Origin of the sequence: Psychroserpens luteolus (genome assembly GCF_021032705.1) — a bacterium.
In the GTDB taxonomy this organism is placed as follows: domain Bacteria; phylum Bacteroidota; class Bacteroidia; order Flavobacteriales; family Flavobacteriaceae; genus Psychroserpens; species Psychroserpens luteolus.
The window spans coordinates 306,320-325,578 of the sequence record NZ_JAHVXI010000003.1 but is presented as its reverse complement, the minus strand read 5'-3'; the positions used below and the strand labels follow the sequence as shown (position 1 = coordinate 325,578).

The 19,259-nt window shown below is 32.6% G+C and carries 22 protein-coding genes; 14 read left to right on the top strand and 8 right to left on the bottom strand.

Annotated features, from left to right (window positions below; genetic code table 11):
• Positions 1-2: 2 nt before the first annotated feature.
• From KWG70_RS10345 to KWG70_RS10330, 4 genes are read right to left on the bottom strand one after another with little or no spacing between them, the layout of a single operon-like run.
• Positions 3-491 carry a hypothetical protein gene (locus KWG70_RS10345; RefSeq protein WP_230935947.1) on the bottom strand — a complete coding sequence of 163 codons (489 nt, stop codon included), beginning with the start codon at positions 489-491 and terminating at the stop codon, positions 3-5.
• Between the two features lie 3 nt (positions 492-494).
• Positions 495-1,487, bottom strand: coding sequence for an MlaD family protein (locus KWG70_RS10340; RefSeq protein ID WP_230935946.1), 993 nt, complete (start codon positions 1,485-1,487; stop codon positions 495-497).
• Positions 1,488-1,493: 6 nt separating this feature from the next.
• Positions 1,494-2,255, bottom strand: coding sequence for an ABC transporter ATP-binding protein (locus KWG70_RS10335; protein ID WP_230935945.1), 762 nt, complete (start codon positions 2,253-2,255; stop codon positions 1,494-1,496).
• Positions 2,252-3,034 (bottom strand): MlaE family ABC transporter permease, encoded by a 783-nt coding sequence (locus tag KWG70_RS10330; RefSeq protein WP_394801632.1) that lies wholly within the window; start codon positions 3,032-3,034, stop codon positions 2,252-2,254. The genes KWG70_RS10335 and KWG70_RS10330 overlap by 4 nt, the downstream gene beginning before the upstream one ends.
• Positions 3,035-3,170: 136 nt before the next feature.
• Here KWG70_RS10330 and KWG70_RS10325 point away from each other — a divergent pair, with 136 nt between their 5' ends.
• Positions 3,171-3,395: a heavy-metal-associated domain-containing protein gene (locus KWG70_RS10325; protein WP_230935943.1), complete on the top strand. Its 225-nt coding sequence runs from the start codon at positions 3,171-3,173 to the stop codon at positions 3,393-3,395.
• Here KWG70_RS10325 and KWG70_RS10320 read toward each other — a convergent pair.
• From KWG70_RS10320 to KWG70_RS10305, 4 genes are all read right to left on the bottom strand, one after another.
• A complete protein-coding gene (locus KWG70_RS10320; RefSeq protein WP_230935942.1) occupies positions 3,384-4,376 on the bottom strand; it encodes a 2-hydroxyacid dehydrogenase in 993 nt (330 codons plus the stop codon). The two genes, KWG70_RS10325 and KWG70_RS10320, sit on opposite strands and share 12 nt — an antisense overlap.
• Positions 4,377-4,535: 159 nt before the next feature.
• Positions 4,536-7,043 (bottom strand): TonB-dependent receptor, encoded by a 2,508-nt coding sequence (locus KWG70_RS10315; RefSeq protein WP_230935941.1) that lies wholly within the window; start codon positions 7,041-7,043, stop codon positions 4,536-4,538.
• On the bottom strand, positions 7,030-7,932 hold the full coding sequence (locus KWG70_RS10310; RefSeq protein ID WP_230935940.1) for a FecR family protein: 903 nt from the start codon (positions 7,930-7,932) through the stop codon (positions 7,030-7,032). The genes KWG70_RS10315 and KWG70_RS10310 overlap by 14 nt, the downstream gene beginning before the upstream one ends.
• A gap of 49 nt (positions 7,933-7,981) precedes the next feature.
• Positions 7,982-8,455, bottom strand: coding sequence for an RNA polymerase sigma factor (locus KWG70_RS10305; protein WP_317206758.1), 474 nt, complete (start codon positions 8,453-8,455; stop codon positions 7,982-7,984).
• A 279-nt stretch (positions 8,456-8,734) separates the two neighbouring features.
• Between KWG70_RS10305 and KWG70_RS10300 the strand changes: the two genes are divergently transcribed.
• The 13 genes from KWG70_RS10300 to KWG70_RS10240 all read left to right on the top strand — a co-directional run bounded on the left by KWG70_RS10300 (position 8,735) and on the right by KWG70_RS10240 (position 19,168).
• Positions 8,735-10,519: a hypothetical protein gene (locus tag KWG70_RS10300; protein ID WP_230935938.1), complete on the top strand. Its 1,785-nt coding sequence runs from the start codon at positions 8,735-8,737 to the stop codon at positions 10,517-10,519.
• Positions 10,520-10,552: 33 nt separating this feature from the next.
• On the top strand, positions 10,553-11,038 hold the full coding sequence (locus KWG70_RS10295) for a hypothetical protein (protein WP_230935937.1): 486 nt from the start codon (positions 10,553-10,555) through the stop codon (positions 11,036-11,038).
• Positions 11,039-11,128: 90 nt separating this feature from the next.
• A complete protein-coding gene (locus KWG70_RS10290) occupies positions 11,129-11,770 on the top strand; it encodes a Crp/Fnr family transcriptional regulator (protein ID WP_230935936.1) in 642 nt (213 codons plus the stop codon).
• Between the two features lie 46 nt (positions 11,771-11,816).
• Positions 11,817-12,026, top strand: a complete 210-nt coding sequence (locus KWG70_RS10285; RefSeq protein ID WP_230935935.1) for a YgaP family membrane protein — start codon at positions 11,817-11,819, stop codon at positions 12,024-12,026.
• Between the two features lie 20 nt (positions 12,027-12,046).
• A complete protein-coding gene (locus KWG70_RS10280; RefSeq protein ID WP_230935934.1) occupies positions 12,047-12,898 on the top strand; it encodes a T9SS type A sorting domain-containing protein in 852 nt (283 codons plus the stop codon).
• A gap of 6 nt (positions 12,899-12,904) precedes the next feature.
• Positions 12,905-13,321 (top strand): c-type cytochrome, encoded by a 417-nt coding sequence (locus KWG70_RS10275; RefSeq protein ID WP_230935933.1) that lies wholly within the window; start codon positions 12,905-12,907, stop codon positions 13,319-13,321.
• Positions 13,318-14,253: a DUF5777 family beta-barrel protein gene (locus tag KWG70_RS10270; protein WP_230935932.1), complete on the top strand. Its 936-nt coding sequence runs from the start codon at positions 13,318-13,320 to the stop codon at positions 14,251-14,253. Before KWG70_RS10275 ends, KWG70_RS10270 begins: the two co-directional genes overlap by 4 nt.
• Positions 14,240-14,656 (top strand): c-type cytochrome, encoded by a 417-nt coding sequence (locus tag KWG70_RS10265; RefSeq protein WP_230935931.1) that lies wholly within the window; start codon positions 14,240-14,242, stop codon positions 14,654-14,656. The genes KWG70_RS10270 and KWG70_RS10265 overlap by 14 nt, the downstream gene beginning before the upstream one ends.
• A gap of 302 nt (positions 14,657-14,958) precedes the next feature.
• Positions 14,959-16,233 (top strand): tyrosine-type recombinase/integrase, encoded by a 1,275-nt coding sequence (locus KWG70_RS10260; RefSeq protein ID WP_230935930.1) that lies wholly within the window; start codon positions 14,959-14,961, stop codon positions 16,231-16,233.
• On the top strand, positions 16,233-17,273 hold the full coding sequence (locus KWG70_RS10255; RefSeq protein ID WP_230935929.1) for a hypothetical protein: 1,041 nt from the start codon (positions 16,233-16,235) through the stop codon (positions 17,271-17,273). The genes KWG70_RS10260 and KWG70_RS10255 overlap by 1 nt, the downstream gene beginning before the upstream one ends.
• A 79-nt stretch (positions 17,274-17,352) precedes the next feature.
• The gene (locus tag KWG70_RS10250) at positions 17,353-17,628 is read left to right on the top strand and encodes a helix-turn-helix domain-containing protein (RefSeq protein ID WP_230935928.1); all 276 of its coding nucleotides are present in this window, start codon (positions 17,353-17,355) and stop codon (positions 17,626-17,628) included.
• Between the two features lie 11 nt (positions 17,629-17,639).
• The gene (locus tag KWG70_RS10245) at positions 17,640-18,689 is read left to right on the top strand and encodes a protein rep (RefSeq protein WP_230935927.1); all 1,050 of its coding nucleotides are present in this window, start codon (positions 17,640-17,642) and stop codon (positions 18,687-18,689) included.
• A gap of 65 nt (positions 18,690-18,754) precedes the next feature.
• Entirely contained in the window at positions 18,755-19,168 is a 414-nt protein-coding gene (locus KWG70_RS10240; protein WP_230935926.1) for an HYC_CC_PP family protein, read from the top strand.
• Positions 19,169-19,259: the final 91 nt, after the last annotated feature.

Genomic DNA, 19,259 nt, shown 5'->3' with positions numbered 1-19,259 from the left:
TTTTAATATCCTAGCTTATTTTTAGTAGTTGGTACTTCCCACTTAATCATTTCTTTCAAGAACTCATCTACCTTTTCCACAATTAATTTTTCTGAAATATCTGTAGGATTATAGGTTTCTAATTCTACACTACTACTTTCTAACGGTATTTGTTCGAGATATGGAAATAAAATAAAGGTATGGACATCTCCAGTATAGGACTGAGAAAACACGAGAGCGCCACCAATAATGAATTGATAAGCAGGAATTTGATTAGTACAGTCAATAAGTTCTTTAGGAAATGAATCAAAAGTGATATTTACCGCTTCGTTTGTTCCAATCCATTTGAGTTCTTGTACTTTCCATCCAATATCATATTGTTTGCAAATGGCCTTAAGTGTATTACTTATTAATGCTTTAGTTTTGGTTTCCCAAAGTATCTTTTTATCAACAACGGTTTTAATAGAGTTTTTGTAATCTATAACACGTTCTTCTAGATGTTCAATTTTCATAATCTAATCTTTTTTATTGTTTGCCTCCTTCTTTTCTTGTCGTTCGAGTTTCCTAAAGTAACCTCGCGTTAGGAAGTTATGCTTTAAGGCTTCCATATTTTGGTTGAATTTGTCTGTGCCTTCGTTAATATTTTTTAAGGTAGACTTCAAATTATTTACCAATGAAGAGTCCTTTACAATGTAGTTGAAAGCACCTTCACTCGAATTAAAATCATCAACTATTGTATTAATATTACCAACAGCTTTTTCTATCTCTACACTTGAAGATTCAAGGTTGTTTACAATAGATTTTAGTTTTTTTCCTGAAATAGAATCATTAATTAACATACCTAAAACAGTATTGTCATTTGTCTTAAGTGAGTATATGATGTCATTGAGATCTGTGATTGACTTTGTTGCACCATAACTTGCTGTTTTGAGATTAGTAACAGATTGTCGCAACTCTTTGGCCATAATAGTGTCATTAAGTAATACACCTAATGTCCCTTTTCCTTCGGTCATGGCATTGGTAATCTTTAGTAGGTCTGCTGTGAGTATGGCTGCATTTTCAGAACTCACGCTTAATGTGCTTAAAATATCATCTGCTCCAATTTTACTGTAGGATTCAATAACATCTCCATTGCTTATCATTTCTGAATGGCCTTTACCAGGAACAATGTTTACGATCATATTACCAACCAAACCATCGGATCCAATTGTTGCAATACCATTTTTTTTAATATGAGCGATGATTTTTTCTTGGATGTTCATATCTACTTTTATAGTAGAATCATTAATCATGGTGATGTCTTTAACCGTCCCTATGTCAATACCTGAGTACCTTACATTATTTCCTTTTTGTAACCCATTTACATTTTGAAAATAGGCACTTATTGTAAATGTTTTATTAAACATGTTCTGACGTTGCCCTATGAGATATACTGCGATAATAAAAATAATCGTGCTAATAATAACAAATGTGCCTAATCGTAGTTTCTGTGCGTTTGAATGTTTCATGATCGTTCAGTGTTTAAAGAAGGCTTTTATTTTTGGATCTTCTTGGTTTGATAATTCATTAAAAGTGCCAACGGCATAATTTGTTCCATCTATAAGTAGTATCATTCTATCTGCAATTACTCTGGCACAATCCACATCATGCGTAATGATGAGTGAAGATGTGTTGTATTTTTTCTGAATGTCTTGCATTAAAATGATGATTTCTTTAGCAGTAATAGGATCTAATCCACTAGTGGGTTCATCATATAGAATAATTTTCGGCTGTAAGATTAGTGTTCTTGCTAAGGCAATTCGTCGTTTCATACCTCCAGATAATTCCGATGGCATTAAGTCTATGGCATCTGCCAATCCAACATTCTCCAAGGCCTCAATAACTAGAGCATGAGTATCTATGGCTTCTCCAAATTTCTTTGTGTGTCGACGTAACGGAAACTCTAAATTTTCTCTTACAGTCATAGAATCGTACAAAGCACTACCTTGAAACAGGAAGCCAATATCTGCTCTTAAAATATCCAGCGCTTCTTGATCTAATTTGGTAATGTCGTTACCCATAACAGAAATAGAACCACTATCGGCTTCCATTAATCCAACCAAGCATTTTATCATAACCGATTTTCCCGATCCCGATTTTCCCATAATAACTAAGTTCTCGCCTTGGTATAATTGCATGTTAAAGCCGTTAAGTACATGATTATCGCCAAAGCTTTTGTGTAAATCTTTGATGTGAAGTACTGTATCTTGGGTCGATATGTTTTTTTTCTCAATCATAGATCGTAAAATATATCGGTTACAAAAACAGCAATGAAGTCAATTACAAATAGTAACAATGAGGTAAATACCACAGCAGAGTTTGCTGCTTTTCCAACACCAGCCGTTCCTTTTTTACAGTAATACCCTTTAAAACAGCCAACGATTCCTATGGCTAAACCAAAAAAGAAAGATTTCACCGTTGCAGGTACAATATCTCCAAATTCAAGCGAATCAAATACTTGGTTAAAAAAGAGCATAAATGAGACATTGCCTTTTACATGTTCAACTAAATAAGAACCAAATAAGGCAATAGCATCTCCTAAAATCACTAATAAAGGTAGCATTAAGGTAACAGCCAAAACTCTAGTAACGACTAAGTATTTAAACGGATTTGTACCAGAAACTTCCATGGCGTCGATTTGTTCTGTTACACGCATTGAACCTAATTCGGCGCCAATTCCAGATCCAATTCTACCAGCACAAACTAAAGCAGTTATAATCGGACCTATTTCTCTCACTATCGAAATGCCAACCATTGAAGGCATCCATGATACAGCACCAAACTCAGTCAAAGTTGGTCTTGTTTGCAAGGTCAATACCAATCCAATAATAAAACCAGTAATGCCAACCAATAGGAGAGAACGGTTGCCCATATTATAGCATTGTTTTAGTAATTCTTTGAATTCAAAAGGACGTTTAAATGCTTCCTTTAAAAATCTTGAAGTGAAGTATGAAAGCTCTCCCATTTCAATTAGAAAGGCTTTCAGTTGTGCGTTTATAGATTTGAATCCCAACATATACATCGGTAATATTCAATTCAAATGTATGGTTAAGCTGCGGTGTGTCAAATGATTTGTATCAGCTATTGATACTGATGAATATCATTTCATTAGTGGAGTATTTCAACTAGTTTAAGGACCGAAAAATTGTATCATGAGAGCAACAGTTCATATAGAAAACCTGAAGAGTTGTGGTTGTAAAAGAACCATAGTTAATGCATTATCTCAGGTAAAACATATTAGTGATGTTGATGTGAATATTGAAGCTAATACAACCTCTTTTGATTTTCAAACTCATTACGATTTCGACAATGCAAAACGTGTACTATCCAGAATAGGTTACCCAATTGTCGGTACTGAAAATAAACTAATTAGTTAATTCGTTTTCGGTGTCTTTACCAGAAGCCCAGCAATTTAAATTATAGATAGTGGTTTCTGCAATATTTGTGAGTGCTTCTTCGGTTAAAAAGGCATGGTGTCCCGTTATTAACACATTTGGCATAGCATTTAATTTCAGAAGGAGATCGTCATTAGGTAATTCTTGAGAGCGATTTTTAAAAAATATGTTTTTTTCATTTTCATAAACATCTATGCCTAGAGCACCAATCTTTTTGTTTTTAAGACCTTCTATGACATCTTCTGTATTGATAATAGCACCTCTAGCAGTATTAATAAGAATAACTCCATCTTTCATTTCAGAAATTAAATCGTCATTGATGAGTTGATGGGTTTCGGTATTTAAAGGAAGGTGTAAAGAGATAATATCTGCTTGATTACATAATTCCTTTAACGTCGTGTAGCGCATATTATAGCGTTCTTTCAATGTTTCATTTTCTTCGATGTCATAGCCTAATAAGATGCAACCAAAACCATGCATTATCCGACTCATGACAGCCCCAATTTTTCCTGTGCCAATAATACCGACGGTCTTTTGGTTGAGATCAAAACCAACAAGACCATTGAGGTTAAAATTATAGTGATTGACTCTAAAATTGGATTCAATTAACTTTCTGTTTAATGTTTGCAATAGCGCGACAGCGTGTTCGGCAATAGCATACGGCGAATAGGCAGGTACGTTTGCGACTTTTATATGTAATCGCTTGGCAGTTCTTAAGTTGACATTATCGTAGCCAACCGATCTAAGTGTTATATATTTTATACCGAAATCCTTAAGTTTTTCGATAGTGATAAAACAAGCTTCATCTGCCGAAAAAATTGAAATAGCATCGTAGCCTACAGCTTTCATGGCTGTTTCAGATGATAAGGCCTCTTCTGTAAAGCTCAATGTATGCTTCTTATTATTGGCTTGTTTTAAATATGGAATCTCAAAATCTTTGGCACTATAGATTAATACTTTCATGTTCTATGACTAAACGTTACATAGAGCAAATCTATTTATAATGTGACATCTGGGAAATGATATTGCTCATGCCATGGATTATTAATGAAGAGGGTTGTAATTTGCTTCTTACCAGAACGATCAAAGTGGTTTGGTCTATTAATTTTCTATAACTATGTTTTAAAAATAAACACGTACCACAGCATTTGTAGTCAAGCCCAATGAAAATCTTGAAAATCCATCTACAGTATTATTGTCATTGACTCTATAATAATTGTTAATTGTATTTTCTCTATTTGAAATATTCCATATTGAAGCGCCTATTTCGGAATGGAATTTATCACTGATTTTAAATTTATAAATCGCTGAAGCATCAAGTCTTAAGTAATCTTGTAATCTTTCAGTATTGGCTAAATCAAAGTTCACATCATCATCTATAATTTCATTCCCATTTAGAGGAATTGATGTAGGGTTTCCTGTTCTATAATTGATTCCTGCTGAAATGTTCCAAGATGTGCTGCTATACGTAGTCCCAAGAGTTATCGAGTGTGTAATATCAAAATTACTAGGAAATTCAATCTCTTCAAGTGCTTCGAAAGTATAGGTGTTGTTTATGTAAGAATAACTTAACCAACTATTAAAATTACTGAACGTCTTCCTAAATAGAAACTCAAAACCATAGGCATCATAGCTCCCTTTTTCTTTCGCAAACTCGTATTTGGTTGTAAAACTTTGGCTTTGTGTCGTTATACCATTTACACGTTTATAATACCCTTTAGCATCTAATAGCCAGCCACTATTTTTATATATGACTCCAATAGAAGCTTGTTTACTGCGAATGATTGGAATACTATCATTATCTGTTAATTGCCAACGTCTTTTTTCGATACCTAAAAAGTCATTTTGGAAATTGACTATCTGTGAGGTACTTTGATGCTTAAATTCGCCCTGAGCTTCAATTTCTATATGCTCTCCAATAGATTGCCTTATGCTTAATCTAGGTTCAACAATTAGTGTTTCAAACCTAGTGAGGTAATTTGCTCTAATGCCTCCTCTTACTGAAAAATTGTTGGTAGGATTTCGATACCAAGCTTGAGCAAAAGCGCCATGTTCTCTAAGGATTTCTTCATCACGTCTAACAAATCTAGGTAAGTCAATGTCGTTTAAATTGATTACTTCTGTTTCTGTAAACTGATACCCAAGATTAAAACGCCATCCATTTTTCTCATAACTATTATCAACTTTAATACTTGTTTCGGAAACAACATTCTCTTGTAAAAACAATTGCTCAGATAATATATCGGCATTCAATGATTGTAGCTTGTAATCAGTTTCATAGATGTTTATTATGCTTTGGAGTTGATCGTTCCATTGTCTTCTGTAGTTGAGACCAATAGCAAAACTGTTTTGAGACACATTACTACTTCGCGTTCTTAATGCACCATTGACATTTGCTGTTTCATTAAAACTCAAATCATTGTTTACAATATTAAAATTCAATCTAATAAAATCGTTGTTTGTTGGATGGTATAGCCACCTTAATGACGCATCATAGAAGTTAAATTCTTGATTAGAAGCAGACGTAGTATTGGAGTCATTGTTCTCGGCCTCTGTATCTTGGGTTACCCTATCAAAATAGACATCATATGTTGGTGTTCTAATGATGTCATCTAAAGATGTTCTTGACGCAATTTGAAGAGATGATTTTTGGCTTATAGGAATGTTGGTAAATAATTCTGTATTTAAAAAATTAAGTCCGAAAACACCATTAAATTTTGAATCAATTTGTGTATCGGTTTGCATATGAATAGTTCCCGAAACACCATCAGTAAGTGCTACATCTGTACCGTTATTGATAACAGTAGCCGTTTGGGTCATTAACGGATTAAAACTAGATATAAGTCCGAAGAAATGTCCAGTCTGATACATTTTAATATCATCCCAAAGAATGAGGTTCTGGTCATGAGAACCGCCTCTAATATTGATGTTTGAAACCGTTTCATCAACACTTAAAATGCTAGGCAACGCTTGAACGGTTTGAAGTACATCAGATTCAATTAAACCAGGTAAAAGACTAAAGCGTTCATAGTCAATTGAGGTTGTCCAATCTTGCCTTTTGTCGATACCTCTAACAAGGTAAGTTTCTATGAGTACAGGTGCTATAACTTCTTGTTGTATTAACATGGAAATCGTTCCGCAATCCTCTAAATTAAAAAACCTCGCTTGACGTTCAATAGTCTTAAATCCAATATGTCTAATGGTCAATACTTCGTTCAGGGCTTTAAGCTCTATGTCAAAATACCCATTCTCATCGGTTATAGCATAAGCAAACTTACCATTAATGGTGGCTCCAGAAAGTGGTTCTTGTAATTCGAAATCTTTTATATAACCACAAAAGCGTATGGCTTTGGTAATGGTGTATACAAAATCACTAACCTTTTCAAAAACTAAATGTGTTTGCTTTTCAAGATTCTTAATTGTTGCAGATAAGCTTAACTCATTTGATACAGGAACCACAGTTATATCTTTTAATAGACTACTCTCATAATTAAATTTAATAGCGTGTGTTTTCGTGATTTGTTCTAGCACATCAGAAATTGGAATTTTAGATGCTGTACTTTGACCTTGCGCTGCAAATAACGACAAGCAAAAGATGAGCTGTAGTATGTATGAGTTAGTCCTGCACATGCCTTATAATGACCTCGTTGTTGTTCTGGATGCTGTAGGTCAAATTAAGGGGTTGGGTAATAGATTTTAAAGCATTTTCAAGATTGTTGTGTTCAAAAGCACCAGTAAAATTCAAAGTCTTATCTATTTGGTAATTCACTTTAATACTGTATCGCTTTTCAAACTCTAAAAGGACATTCTCCAATGTTGCATTTTCAAAGACACTCATGTTTTTTAACCAATATGGTTCAGCAATAACAATACTTGATTTAGAACCTTTACCTGATGTTAATGTAAATTCTGTACCAGCAGGTAATTTAACATCAGTATTGTTGTAAGTGACTTGCACAAGTCCTTCATAACAAGACACCTTAAAAATGCTATCACGTGATAAGACATTAAATTCTGTACCTAATACAGTTACTTTTCCAAAATCGGTATGCACTTCAAACTGTTTTCCTTTTTCTACATCGAAGAAAGCTTCACCACGCAGATCTAATGATCTATTCTCATTCCAATCAGTACTAATGTATTCTAACTCTGATAATTCATTTAGACTAACAATTGAGTTATCTGGTAAGGTTATATTTTCATTTTGAGCTAAATCAGTCTTAAATGAAATTATTTGATCTTTATTAATTAATGTAAATAACGCAAAACCAACAACAAGAATAGCAGCTATACTTGAAACAATCTTTATCCAATGTATCGAAGTACTCTTCTTGGAGTCTAATTTTTTGTCCAATACTTCAAATGAATCAACTTTAGCATGAGTATCACCTTTAAATCGCTGTGCTTCTTGAATGATTTCTTCATAAAGCTCAGCATCATCAAATGAATCGAAAGTTACTTTCTCACTTGGAGATAAGTCATTTTGTAACCATTTTTTAATTATGTATTCTTTATCCATCACGTCATGTTCTAATATTAAAACAACTAAATATTAAGAAGTCCCAAGATTATTTTTTTCTAAGCTCAATTAATTGATCCTTTAGTTTATTAAAGGCCGCATATATGCGATGCTCGGTGACTTTCTTCGTTACTCCCATAATTTCAGCTATTTCCTTATGAGTTTTTCCATCTATTTTACTGAGTAAAAATGCTGTTCTTTCTTCGTGCTTTAAGTTAGATAATACGGCCTCATAACGTTTTAAGAATTCTTTTTTTCTCAGAACAAATTCAGGAGATTCGTTAGTATAATCCTTTGGTTTGATCTGCTGATATTTTAAAACTACTTTTTGATGCTTCACTTCATTGAGCATCATATTGTTTGCTGTCTTGTATAAATAGGATTTAGCAGTTTCTGGAGTCACTTTTGCACAATTCTCCCATAGTTTAATAAATGCATCCTGAACCTTGTCGGCAGGGTTTAGCAAATCACCATACTTGTAATATAGGATATTACTCAAGCTTTGAGCATACTTCTCATACAACTTGGAGAAGCGGAATTTATCACAGATATTTTGATGTAGGGATTTCGACAATGGTATCTTTTTTAGGTATTAATACAGATGTAAGCAAAACTAAATAGATCAGCTTCATAAAGCTATGATTTTTATCATGCTTTAAATTTCCACAGTAAAAGATAAATAATTTTTTTTTGGGACATTGTATAAATGAGTTGTTTTAAGAATAAAGGCAGTTAGTTTAATTCATTTTAAAAAGATTCCTTTAATATCATTTGACAGTATAAAATAAAAAAACAGATAATCATGAAAACATTGAAACCAATCCTATTCATACTTTTAGGAATTTTTTTAAGTATCACTTCGTGTAGAACAGAAGATGATCTAAGTATTGACCCACCCGTTGAAGAAACTATCGAAGCTAATTCGCCAATAGCAGTCTTAATGAGTAATGTTGCTATTAATGACGGCTCTAATGATAATATCATTGACAACGCAAGTTGTTTAAGTGTTGAATTGCCAGTGACAGTGACAGTTAATGGGATTGAACTAGTAATTAATGACGATGATGGTTATGAAGATATAGAAGACATTATCGATCTTTTTGATGACGATGTAGATTCCGTTGTCATTTCTTATCCAATTACAGTAATACTATCTGATTTTTCAACTGTTGTAGTCAACTCAGATACCGAATTAGCAGCGCTCACAGCTAATTGTCCTGGTGAAAATGAGAATGATGATGATATTGAGTGCATCGATTTTCAATATCCTATAACAGCTTCAATTTTTGATGAAAACAACGATTTGATTAATTCAATCACCATCAATAATGATAACGATATGTATGACTTTATTGATGACTTAGATGAGTATGCAGCAGTTACCATAAGTTTCCCACTTACTGTTATTTATTTCGACGGAACGACACAAATCATAAACACTATTCAAGAACTGACTTTAGCAATCGAAACTGCAGATAATAGTTGCGATGAAGATGATGATAACGATTTTGATGATGATGATTGTGATAATTGTACGACTAGTGATCTTGATACTGTGTTTGCCGACTGTTCTGGATGGACGGTTGATAAATTAGAACGCAATGATGATGACCTTGAAGATAACTATGTAGGCTACGTATTTGAGTTTAATAATGATGGAACAATTCTAGTCACTCAAGGAGTAAACACATTTAACGGTACATGGGAAGCTTCTGGTTCTGGTAATAATATTTCAGTAATCATTAATGTTACAGGGCTACCAGATTTTAACGATACATGGAACTTACATGAAATAGAACAAGAACCTGGAGAAGTTGAGGTCGATCTAAGATTAGGAGACGATCGCTTGCGCTTTGAGAGTGATTGCTCTACTGATGGAGGCGTTGATGACTCGGCTTTAGTTACTGCATTAACCAATGGTGATTGGTATGTCACTTACTTCTTCGACGATACAGATGAAACTACAGATTTTGTAGACTATGTATTCAATTTTGCATCAGACAATACGGCAACTGCAACAGATATGAGTGGAACGACTAATGGTTCTTGGTCCACAACTTCTGGCGATGATACACCTCTCGGACTTAATTTAAACTTCGGAACAAGTATGCCATTAGATGAACTGGCAGATGATTGGGATGTTTTGGAAGTTACCAACGATATTATACGATTAAAAGATGTTAGTGGTGGTGATGGTTCTGAAGACTTCTTAACCTTTGAAAGAACACCTTTTGATGGTGGAAATGGTAATGATGATTTGTCATCAATTTTAATCGATGGCCTCTGGTTTGTTGCTTCTTATATGGAAGATGCCGATGACCAAACGGCGAATTATACAGGCTATGAGCTAGACTTTAATATGGATGGATCAGTTTCGGCTTCAAACGGTACTACAACTAATAATGGTACTTGGACTGTGTTTAGTGGAGGCAATCAAATGACTTTGAATTTTGGTACAGACTTACCATTTGAAGAGTTTAATGATGACGATTGGGACGTAATTTCAGTGTCAAGTACTGAAGTGGTCATCCAAGATGTAAGTGGCGGTGGCGGTGGAACCGATACGCTAACGCTTCAAAAACTTTAAAAACAATATTAACAACTTAAACTTATAGAAATCATGAAAAAAGGACTGTATTTCGGTATGCTGATACTACTAAGCTTTTCATTAATGTCGTTTAGCTGTTCAGACGACGATGACGTTGGAAACCCAAACGATAATAGTCAGCAAATCGCTCAAATTGAAACTACTGTGGAGTCTGGAACTTGGCGAATAACCAACTTCAATGACTCCGGACAGAATGAAACTTCAGATTTTACTGGATATGATTTTGCTTTTAATTCAGATGGATCGCTTATAGCTACAAATGGCTCCACTACAATGACAGGAACCTGGTCTGTAACAGATGATAGTAATAGTAATGATGATAGTAGTAATGATGATGATATTGATTTCAATATCTTCTTTCCAGTGCCAGAAACCAATAATTTTGAAGACCTCAATGACGATTGGGATATTGTATCCACATCGTCAACTAGAATCGAATTAATTGATATTAGTGGAGGAAATGGTGGTACAGATATGCTGACTTTTGAGAAAAACTAGAATTTTAAGAATGAAACATAAAGTAAACATTTAAGAAACAAATGTCACTAAAAAGAAACATTCAAGCTTGATTCTATAAAAAAACAGATTATGAAGATCACATCACTTCCTTTTTTAAATGAGTCTTTGGCTGATGAGATTGATAAGTATTCTGTTGAAAAAATCATTCCAGAAAATACAGAGTTAATTGCAGCAGGACAATACATACAATCTTTACCTTTTGTTTTGGATGGATTAGTTAAAGTATTTACGTCTTATGGTGAAAAAGAGTTTTTATTATATCATATTAAGCCATCTGAAAGCTGTGTATTATCTTTTATAACCAGTAATAAAAATAAACCCAGTTCATTTTTTGCAAAAACTGAGGAAAAGTCCAAAATTTTATTCTTACCAATTCATAAAGTAGATCTATGGATTAAAAAGTATCCTGATTTTAATACCATGTATTTAAAGCTTTTTTCAGATAGGTATTATGATCTTATAGATACACTTAATCATGTGCTTTTTGATCGTTTAGATTTACGTCTACATCGATACTTATGTAAAAAAGCAGCAGTCTCAAATTCAATCATTATTAAAATGTCACATAAAGACATTTCATATGAACTAGGAACATCGAGAGAAGTTATTAGTAGAGTACTTAAAAAATTAGAATTTGAAAAAAAAGTAAAACAATCTAAATCAGGCATTATCGTAATGAAGGCTGTGACTAAAGTCACTGATTTTAATTAATTAAGACTGTAAGTTTATACAGTATTAATTATAAAATCAAATGATTATGAAGTCAAATGTTGGAACATCCGATAAGGTGATTAGAATTGCTTTAGCAATAGTGATAGGCGTACTGTATTTTGCCGATATTATTTCAGGTACTTGGTCCTATGTCTTGCTAGGTTTTGCATTTATACTGATACTTACAAGTGTTATGAGCTTTTGCCCTATTTATAAGCTATTAGGTATTAATAGCTGTTCGTTAAAAACAAAATAATCAATTAATATCCATTGATCATGAAAACAAATACAATTCTCTCATTATTATTTTTAATAGGCACATGCAGTGCTTTGGCACAAGTCAATTTAGGACAAATAGATGACTTTGAAAATGGAACCACAGAAAACTGGACTGATGGAGGTTCATCTGTTCCACCAGTAAATATTAGCTCTGGCGGACCAACTGGGGCAAATGATAATTACTTAAGTGATCCATCGTTAGGAGGTGGAGGTGAAGGCAGTAAAATGGTTATGTTCAATGAACAGCAATGGGCAGGTAACTATACTTCAACAGGAATTATTTCTATAAAATTTGATGCAAGAGCAATAACAAATACATTGAATTTAAGAATAGCGTTTGATGGTGCAGGTGGTCGGATATGCACAATAAATGCGGTAACAATTCCTGCTGGAGGAAGTTGGCAACAATATACTATTCCTATTTTAGCAAGTGATTTTACTACAGTTGCAGGTGGTTCAAATGTTGCTCAAACCCTTTCAGATGTATCTACTATGCGAATATTGAGTAATACAAATCCGTCGTGGCAAGGTGAATCTATCTCAGCAATTCTTGAGATCGATAATATTGAAGCTTCAGCAACGCTTAGCGTTGAGGATTTTAGTGCGACTCAGTTATTTGAGATTATTCCAAATGTAAGTGAAGATAAGTTAAACCTTACAATACCTGACTTCTCTATAAATAATAGTACGATACTTGACATTTTTGATAGTTCCGGGAGACAGGTGTTAAATAAAAAGATTTCTAGTCTGCAAAATGAGATTTCAGTAATTGATTGGAATAATGGGATCTATTTCGTTAGAATTATATCAGATAATTCACAACAAGTAAAGAAATTTATAAAAATCTAATTAGTCATGATAGTTATAAATCTAAAACAAATAGGTATTGCGTTGTTGGTTCTGTTGTTGGGATTATCCTTCTTTAATAAACTACAAGATGATAAATGGGTTGTGCCTAAGGCAGCTGATGATATAAAAAACCCAATAGCTAATGACAATAAATCAATAGAGAAAGGTAAACGTATTTATTACCAAATCTGTGCAACGTGTCATGGAAGATCGGGAACAGGAGATGGTCCTACAGCATCAACGTTGGAAAAAAAACCGGCAGATCACACAAGTAATTTGGTGCAGAGTCAAACCGATGGAGCATTATTTTATAAAATATCCAAAGGAAGAGACGCAATGCCATCTTACAATACAGCTTTGTCTAAGACCCAGCGTTGGCAAGTTATTAGGTATTTGAGAACCCTAAAAACTGAAGAAAAATGATTTTCATTACGGGTGATATAGTTCATAAAATGATCGTGCCTTTGTTTGTGCTGGTGTTTTTTAATTTGGGTTTTGGCCAAGACGACGATATACTGAATTCAATGTTGGAAGGTGAAGATTATATCACTAACGCCTTTAATTATGGACTTTTAATAAATAACCAGACTACAGAAACTACACCAAAAGGTGCATTTGAATTCCGTATTCAGCATAGATTTGGTGAATTAGATTTTAAAGATTTTGGTAATTCGGTTGTTCAAGAGTTCCTTGGATTTGATGGTTCGGCTAATATTCGATTTGGTTTTACTTTTGCCTTATCTGACCGACTTCAATTTGGGATAGGGCGAACTAAAATTGATAAAGTTTACGATTTTGAAGCCAAATATAAATTGCTAAGACAAAAAATCAAGAAAGTCCCAGTGTCAATAGCATTATACTTTAATGCAGGTATATCATCAAGAGATTTTCCAGAGGTTAGTCCGAATGAATTTTTTGTTGATGGAGTAACCCCTTTCGAATACACATTTGCGCATCGGATTGCCTACAATACTCAAATTATAGTTTCAAAAAAAATTAATGAGAAGTTCTCCGCAATCTTTAGTCCGACGATTATTTATAAGAATTTAGTGCCTTTAGATAATGATAATCTATTGTTTGGAGCAACTATTGGCGGTCGGTACAAAACAGGTGTTACCTCCTCAATTATTTTTGAATATACTACAAAATTTAATAATAGAGTTAATGATTTTAAAGACCCCATTGCACTAGGTTATGAAATTGGAACTGCAGGTCATGCGTTTCAAATATTTATTGTCTCGAGTAATCAAATTATACCTCAAAATCTTTTCTATTCGTCTCCTTTAGACTATACAAAAGGAAAGCTGGTAATCGGGTTTAATATTAAAAGAACGTTTAGAAATGGAAGCAATTAGAAATTTTTTTACAATAGTCACCTGCATTATTATTTTAGTATCATGTAGCGCAGAAGAAGGGCCAATATTTATTGAAACTGATGAGCCATTTGAAGTTAGTTTTTCAGCAGATATTCAACCAATATTTACCAATCATTGTATTCAATGTCATAATCAAAATCATCCTACTGGATTGGATTTAAGAGACGGAATGAGCTATGATTTATTGATAAACGTTAGCTCTACTAATTATGCGCCCAACCTAAGAATTGAACCTTTCAGTATTGAAAATTCTGTACTTTGGCATAAAATAATTGATGATGGTGTCTTTGGTCAACAAATGCCACCAATTGGTGATGGTTTATCTAATTTTGAAATACAAAAAATTGAAGAATGGATTATTCAAGGAGCTTTGAATGATTAGAACTCCCAATTACTATGACCCTTCTTAAAAACAAAAAACCCTTACTAAGCTTCGCTTGTTAGGTTTTGAGTTTCCTTGAAGTAAACTTCATAGGCTACAGAAAACACAAAACCCACAATTTTCATTGTGGGTTTCTTTTGCGGAGAAAGAGGTATTTGAACCTTTTATTTGTTAATATATCATATTTAATTTAAAATGCTAAAAATCAATATATTGTTGAAAAGTGTTTATAACTAATTGTAGTTAAAACATTATTAAATCATAACTTTATTGTCAACGATTCTGTCAACTGATAAAAAGTTATGAGAAGTACATTCAATCTTAAAGAACCCAATGCTGATAAAGAAACACTTATTTTGTTTTCAGCCTATTTTAAAGACGAAGGGCGTAAATTTGTCTACTCTACAGGAGAAACTATCCATCCAGATGAATGGGATTTTGTAAATAAACAACCGAACGACCTCAACGGAAGAACTAATGGAGCTAATAAGCATCGTGTCATTAAGCGACAATTAGACCGTTATTCTAATTTTTTTTCAGATACGATACAGAATTACAAATTGGCAAACAGAGAGATTATAATATCTGATATTAAAGATGATTTTAATGTTGAATTTAAGCGTACAAAATCAATATCAAACAAATTCTTTGAAGTTTATGAGTTGTTTCTAACTGATAAAAAGAATGATTATACTGAAGATGCCAACTCGCAAACAACTATTAAGCGTTATGAGTATAATAAGAAGTTGCTTTTTGATTTTCAGCAAAACAGAAATAATAAAATTCACTTCAATCAAATTAACAAAGTATTTTATAACTCATTCATAAATTTTTGTGTTAGTAATAAAAAGCATTCAGCAAATACACTTCGTAGAAATGTAGGCTTATTTAAGACTTTCCTTTATTGGGCTTTAGAAAATAACCATACTTACAAAACGGACTTTCAGAAGTTCAAAGCACCAAAACCTCAGCAAACCGATGAGATAGCATTGACCTTAGAACAGGTACAGGAACTTTTTGAATATGATTTAAGCAAAAATGAAAGATTAGAGAAGGTAAGAGATTTATTCGTATTTGGTTGTGCTACAGGGATGAGGTATAGCAACTATTCTAAGGTGCAAAAGAGGGATATTCAAAACGGAATTATTAAAGTGAGAGATGAAAAAAATAATGATAAGACTTTAGAAGTCCCTCTTAATGATTTTTCTAGATACGTGCTTAAAAAGTACGATTACAAATTACCAAAAATCTCTAATCAAAAATTTAATGATTATATCAAAGAAGTTTTTCAGCACTTGGGCTACGTAGAAGAGATTAAAAAGACGATTAAGATAGGAAAAGATATTATTGAGCAATTTCACCCTTTGTATGAAAGAATATCATCGCACACAGCAAGAAGAAGTTTTATAACCGTTATGAAGAATAAGAAGATTCCAGATAAAGTAATAATGAGTTATACAGGGCATAGAAGTCTGGAGGTTTTTAATAAGTATTATAAGCCGAATAATGAAGAGAAAAAAGATTTCATGCAAACCGTGTGGAAAATGGATGATGTACCTTTAAAACAATTAAATTAATGACAAGAAAAGAGATTGGGTTTGAGATTAATATGAAAGAGGATGAAAAAATCACTTTTATTGAATTTTCACCAGAACAAAAGGAATATCAGAGAAAGCTGAACGAGAAGAATCATAGATATTACTTAACTGAGTTTTTAGGTTCTGAAAAGAATTATAAAATAGCATACAGAGCATTTGAACAAGCAATGGACAAATCGTTGCCTAATGATAGGAAATCAAAATGTAAATATTGTTTAGGAGAGACTACCGACAAAGGATTTAAATTGTGTCAAAAATATATTATGCAGATGCAATTAACATATGTTATTGCTTCAAACGAATTCATAAGTATAGTTTTTCAAAACAGATTTATTTATAATGATAAAGAGAATCTTCAAAAGTTAACTGTAAATTTTTTCAACTGCCTTAAGTTTATAGAGAATGAAGGTAAAATGTATTTTGATTTGGATCTTATTAGTAGGTATGCTTTGAATGCTGGATTTTTGTCTCTTTCCCAAATGTTTTCTCGTTCTGAAACGTTAACCGCTTATAAAATTATTAATGAAAGTTTGGATAGTTTAACGGAGCAAGGGCTACAAAACAAAGTTCTAGAGAAAGTAGATGAAAATTATTTAGAATTGCAGACAGAATTTTTTGAAAGTAAATTGCGATATTATAAGGAGAAGATATTTATAGAGGATAGAAAAAACAAACTGAAATCTATAAAGATATCTAATACAGAAAATAAAGTTTCTATTCCTCAATATGCTCTTTACTATTATTATTTGCAACAAAGTGGTGATTTTGGTTATTTTGAAAATCATCCAGAAGGGAAAGTGAAGGCTATAGCTGAATTAATCAGAAAAGAAAGTATTAATACTACGACTAAGTATTTTCAAAAAGAATACAATTTTATAGCCCATCATAGAACAAATCGAGTTGCTAAAAATAAAGTTTCTCATATAGATTTTGTCGCTAATACTATGCTTAAAGATTTTTCAAAAGCTAAAAGCATTGCACTTTTAGAATTAAAAGAAGCTAAAACAAAGAATAGATAACTATAAGTGGTAACCGTTACATTATAGTTACCTCATCAATCCCAAATTATGTTTGTATCAAATTATAAAACGATTTGTTATGAGCAACCCATTTGAGACAATCAGTGAAAGATTGTCAAACATCGAAACTCTTTTATTGGAAATAAAACATAAACCAATAGAAGAAGAAAAAACCGAAAACCTAACAGTAAAAGAAACCGCCGAACTTCTTAAGGTTTCAGAACAGTCTATTCACAATTACATAAAACGTGGTTATATCACTGCTAAAAAAGTAGGTAGAATTTTACTTATAAAACGAAGTGATATTGATGAGTCTTTGCAAGAAGTAAAATCTCTTAAATACAAACGATCATAATCAATTACAATATGGGATTAGAAAAGTTTGGGGATAGAGAAATCTATACATTAGCAGAAAGTAGGACAAACAAAACAGGACAAAACAATGTCATAGTCAATGGAGAAGGTTCTGACCTCAACAAAAGAGATGCCTTAAAAGGAAGAGCAAAACGCAAAACCATTACGCAAATAATGATGTTAAAGCTAATTGATATTGCACAGAAAGAAGGTGAACCAGAATTAGAAAAATCGTATTGGAATACTTATTACTGCCAGCAAAACTTGTTTACAGCGGATGATAGACTTTATGGAAAATACTGTAAGAATAGATTTTGTACATTATGCTGTAGTATTAGAAAGGCTGAAATGATTAATAAGTATCATGTGGTTTTGAAAGAGTGGAAAACACCTTATTTCTTAACCTTAACGGTAAAATCTTGTAAAGCTGGTAACTTATCATTATACATAAAGAAATTTATTCAGGGTTTTCAAAGAATAACTGAAAAACATCGTAAACGTTATCAAAGAGGAAAGGGTAAAAAACTAATAGGCATAAGGTCTTTAGAATGTAATTTCAATCCTATTAAAAGAACATACAATCCTCATTTTCATATTATCACAAAAGACAAAGAAATCGCTGAGGTTTTACTTTCAGAATGGCTAAAATTATGGACACCAAAATTTGCTAGAAGACCTGCTCAAAATATTCAAAAAGTAAATAATTTAGAATCAGGACTCATTGAAATAATTAAATATGGAAGCAAAATATTTACAGAACCAGATTTAAAAAAACGAAAGAATCAAAAAGATACTACTCAGATATACATTAAAGCCTTAAATACAATTCTCACAGCTATGAAGGGTAAGCGCATATTTGATCGATTTGGTTTCAATTTACCGAAGCAAAATGATAAAAAACAAATGCCTGCTAAACTACTCACCGAATATAATGAATGGGAATACGACATAAGTTCAGCAGATTGGATTAATATAAAAACTGGTGAAGTCCTAACTAATTATAAAATGCCTTCACATTTAGAAGCTATTTTAAGTGAAAATATAGATTTAAGTATGAAATAATGTAATTTAAACTTCTGTTAAGCAAAAATGACATTAATTAAAAATTTAATACCTTTGTAGTCGTTATGAAGCATATATCTCATAAAATAATGTCGTTTATAATGGCTTTTGTAGTGTTATTCTCTACTATGTCATTTGCTGTGAATATGCATTATTGTGGAGATACTTTAGTGGAAACGGCTATTTTCCAAAAAGCTAAAGGTTGCGGTATGGAAATGGACAAACCATCAACAGAAGGTTGTGCTATTACAAAGAAAAACTGTTGTGATGATGAACAATTAGCATTTGAAGGTCAAGACGAACTACAATTGCAATTTGACAAAATTACGTTTGAGCAACAAGTATTCATAGCTTCATTTGTTCATACCTATATTAACCTTTTTGAAGGTTTAGATAATAATGTTTCTTCTTACGAAGAATACAAACCACCACTCGTCGTCAGGCAAATCTTCAAGATTGACGAGACTTATTTAATTTGATTTTTAAACAATAGACTGCGTTATCCAATGGCTTTATGCTATGTGGACAATTTGTTGTATTCGGTGTTTTCTCAACACCAATGTCTAATTG

Excerpts from the sequence above, each read along its gene's own strand:
- KWG70_RS10275 (WP_230935933.1), top strand. The coding sequence starts at position 12,905 with ATGATAGTTATAAATCTAAAACAAATAGGTATTGCGTTGTTGGTTCTG.
- KWG70_RS10250 (WP_230935928.1), top strand. The coding sequence starts at position 17,353 with ATGAGCAACCCATTTGAGACAATCAGTGAAAGATTGTCAAACATCGAA.
- KWG70_RS10300 (WP_230935938.1), top strand. The coding sequence starts at position 8,735 with ATGAAAACATTGAAACCAATCCTATTCATACTTTTAGGAATTTTTTTA.
- KWG70_RS10245 (WP_230935927.1), top strand. The coding sequence starts at position 17,640 with ATGGGATTAGAAAAGTTTGGGGATAGAGAAATCTATACATTAGCAGAA.
- KWG70_RS10310 (WP_230935940.1), bottom strand. The coding sequence starts at position 7,932 with ATGGATAAAGAATACATAATTAAAAAATGGTTACAAAATGACTTATCT.
- KWG70_RS10295 (WP_230935937.1), top strand. The coding sequence starts at position 10,553 with ATGAAAAAAGGACTGTATTTCGGTATGCTGATACTACTAAGCTTTTCA.
- KWG70_RS10270 (WP_230935932.1), top strand. The coding sequence starts at position 13,318 with ATGATTTTCATTACGGGTGATATAGTTCATAAAATGATCGTGCCTTTG.
- KWG70_RS10335 (WP_230935945.1), bottom strand. The coding sequence starts at position 2,255 with ATGATTGAGAAAAAAAACATATCGACCCAAGATACAGTACTTCACATC.
- KWG70_RS10265 (WP_230935931.1), top strand. The coding sequence starts at position 14,240 with ATGGAAGCAATTAGAAATTTTTTTACAATAGTCACCTGCATTATTATT.
- KWG70_RS10315 (WP_230935941.1), bottom strand. The coding sequence starts at position 7,043 with ATGTGCAGGACTAACTCATACATACTACAGCTCATCTTTTGCTTGTCG.
- KWG70_RS10240 (WP_230935926.1), top strand. The coding sequence starts at position 18,755 with ATGAAGCATATATCTCATAAAATAATGTCGTTTATAATGGCTTTTGTA.
- KWG70_RS10255 (WP_230935929.1), top strand. The coding sequence starts at position 16,233 with ATGACAAGAAAAGAGATTGGGTTTGAGATTAATATGAAAGAGGATGAA.
- KWG70_RS10345 (WP_230935947.1), bottom strand. The coding sequence starts at position 491 with ATGAAAATTGAACATCTAGAAGAACGTGTTATAGATTACAAAAACTCT.
- KWG70_RS10325 (WP_230935943.1), top strand. The coding sequence starts at position 3,171 with ATGAGAGCAACAGTTCATATAGAAAACCTGAAGAGTTGTGGTTGTAAA.
- KWG70_RS10260 (WP_230935930.1), top strand. The coding sequence starts at position 14,959 with ATGAGAAGTACATTCAATCTTAAAGAACCCAATGCTGATAAAGAAACA.
- KWG70_RS10320 (WP_230935942.1), bottom strand. The coding sequence starts at position 4,376 with ATGAAAGTATTAATCTATAGTGCCAAAGATTTTGAGATTCCATATTTA.
- KWG70_RS10340 (WP_230935946.1), bottom strand. The coding sequence starts at position 1,487 with ATGAAACATTCAAACGCACAGAAACTACGATTAGGCACATTTGTTATT.
- KWG70_RS10280 (WP_230935934.1), top strand. The coding sequence starts at position 12,047 with ATGAAAACAAATACAATTCTCTCATTATTATTTTTAATAGGCACATGC.
- KWG70_RS10285 (WP_230935935.1), top strand. The coding sequence starts at position 11,817 with ATGAAGTCAAATGTTGGAACATCCGATAAGGTGATTAGAATTGCTTTA.
- KWG70_RS10290 (WP_230935936.1), top strand. The coding sequence starts at position 11,129 with ATGAAGATCACATCACTTCCTTTTTTAAATGAGTCTTTGGCTGATGAG.
- KWG70_RS10330 (WP_394801632.1), bottom strand. The coding sequence starts at position 3,034 with ATGTTGGGATTCAAATCTATAAACGCACAACTGAAAGCCTTTCTAATT.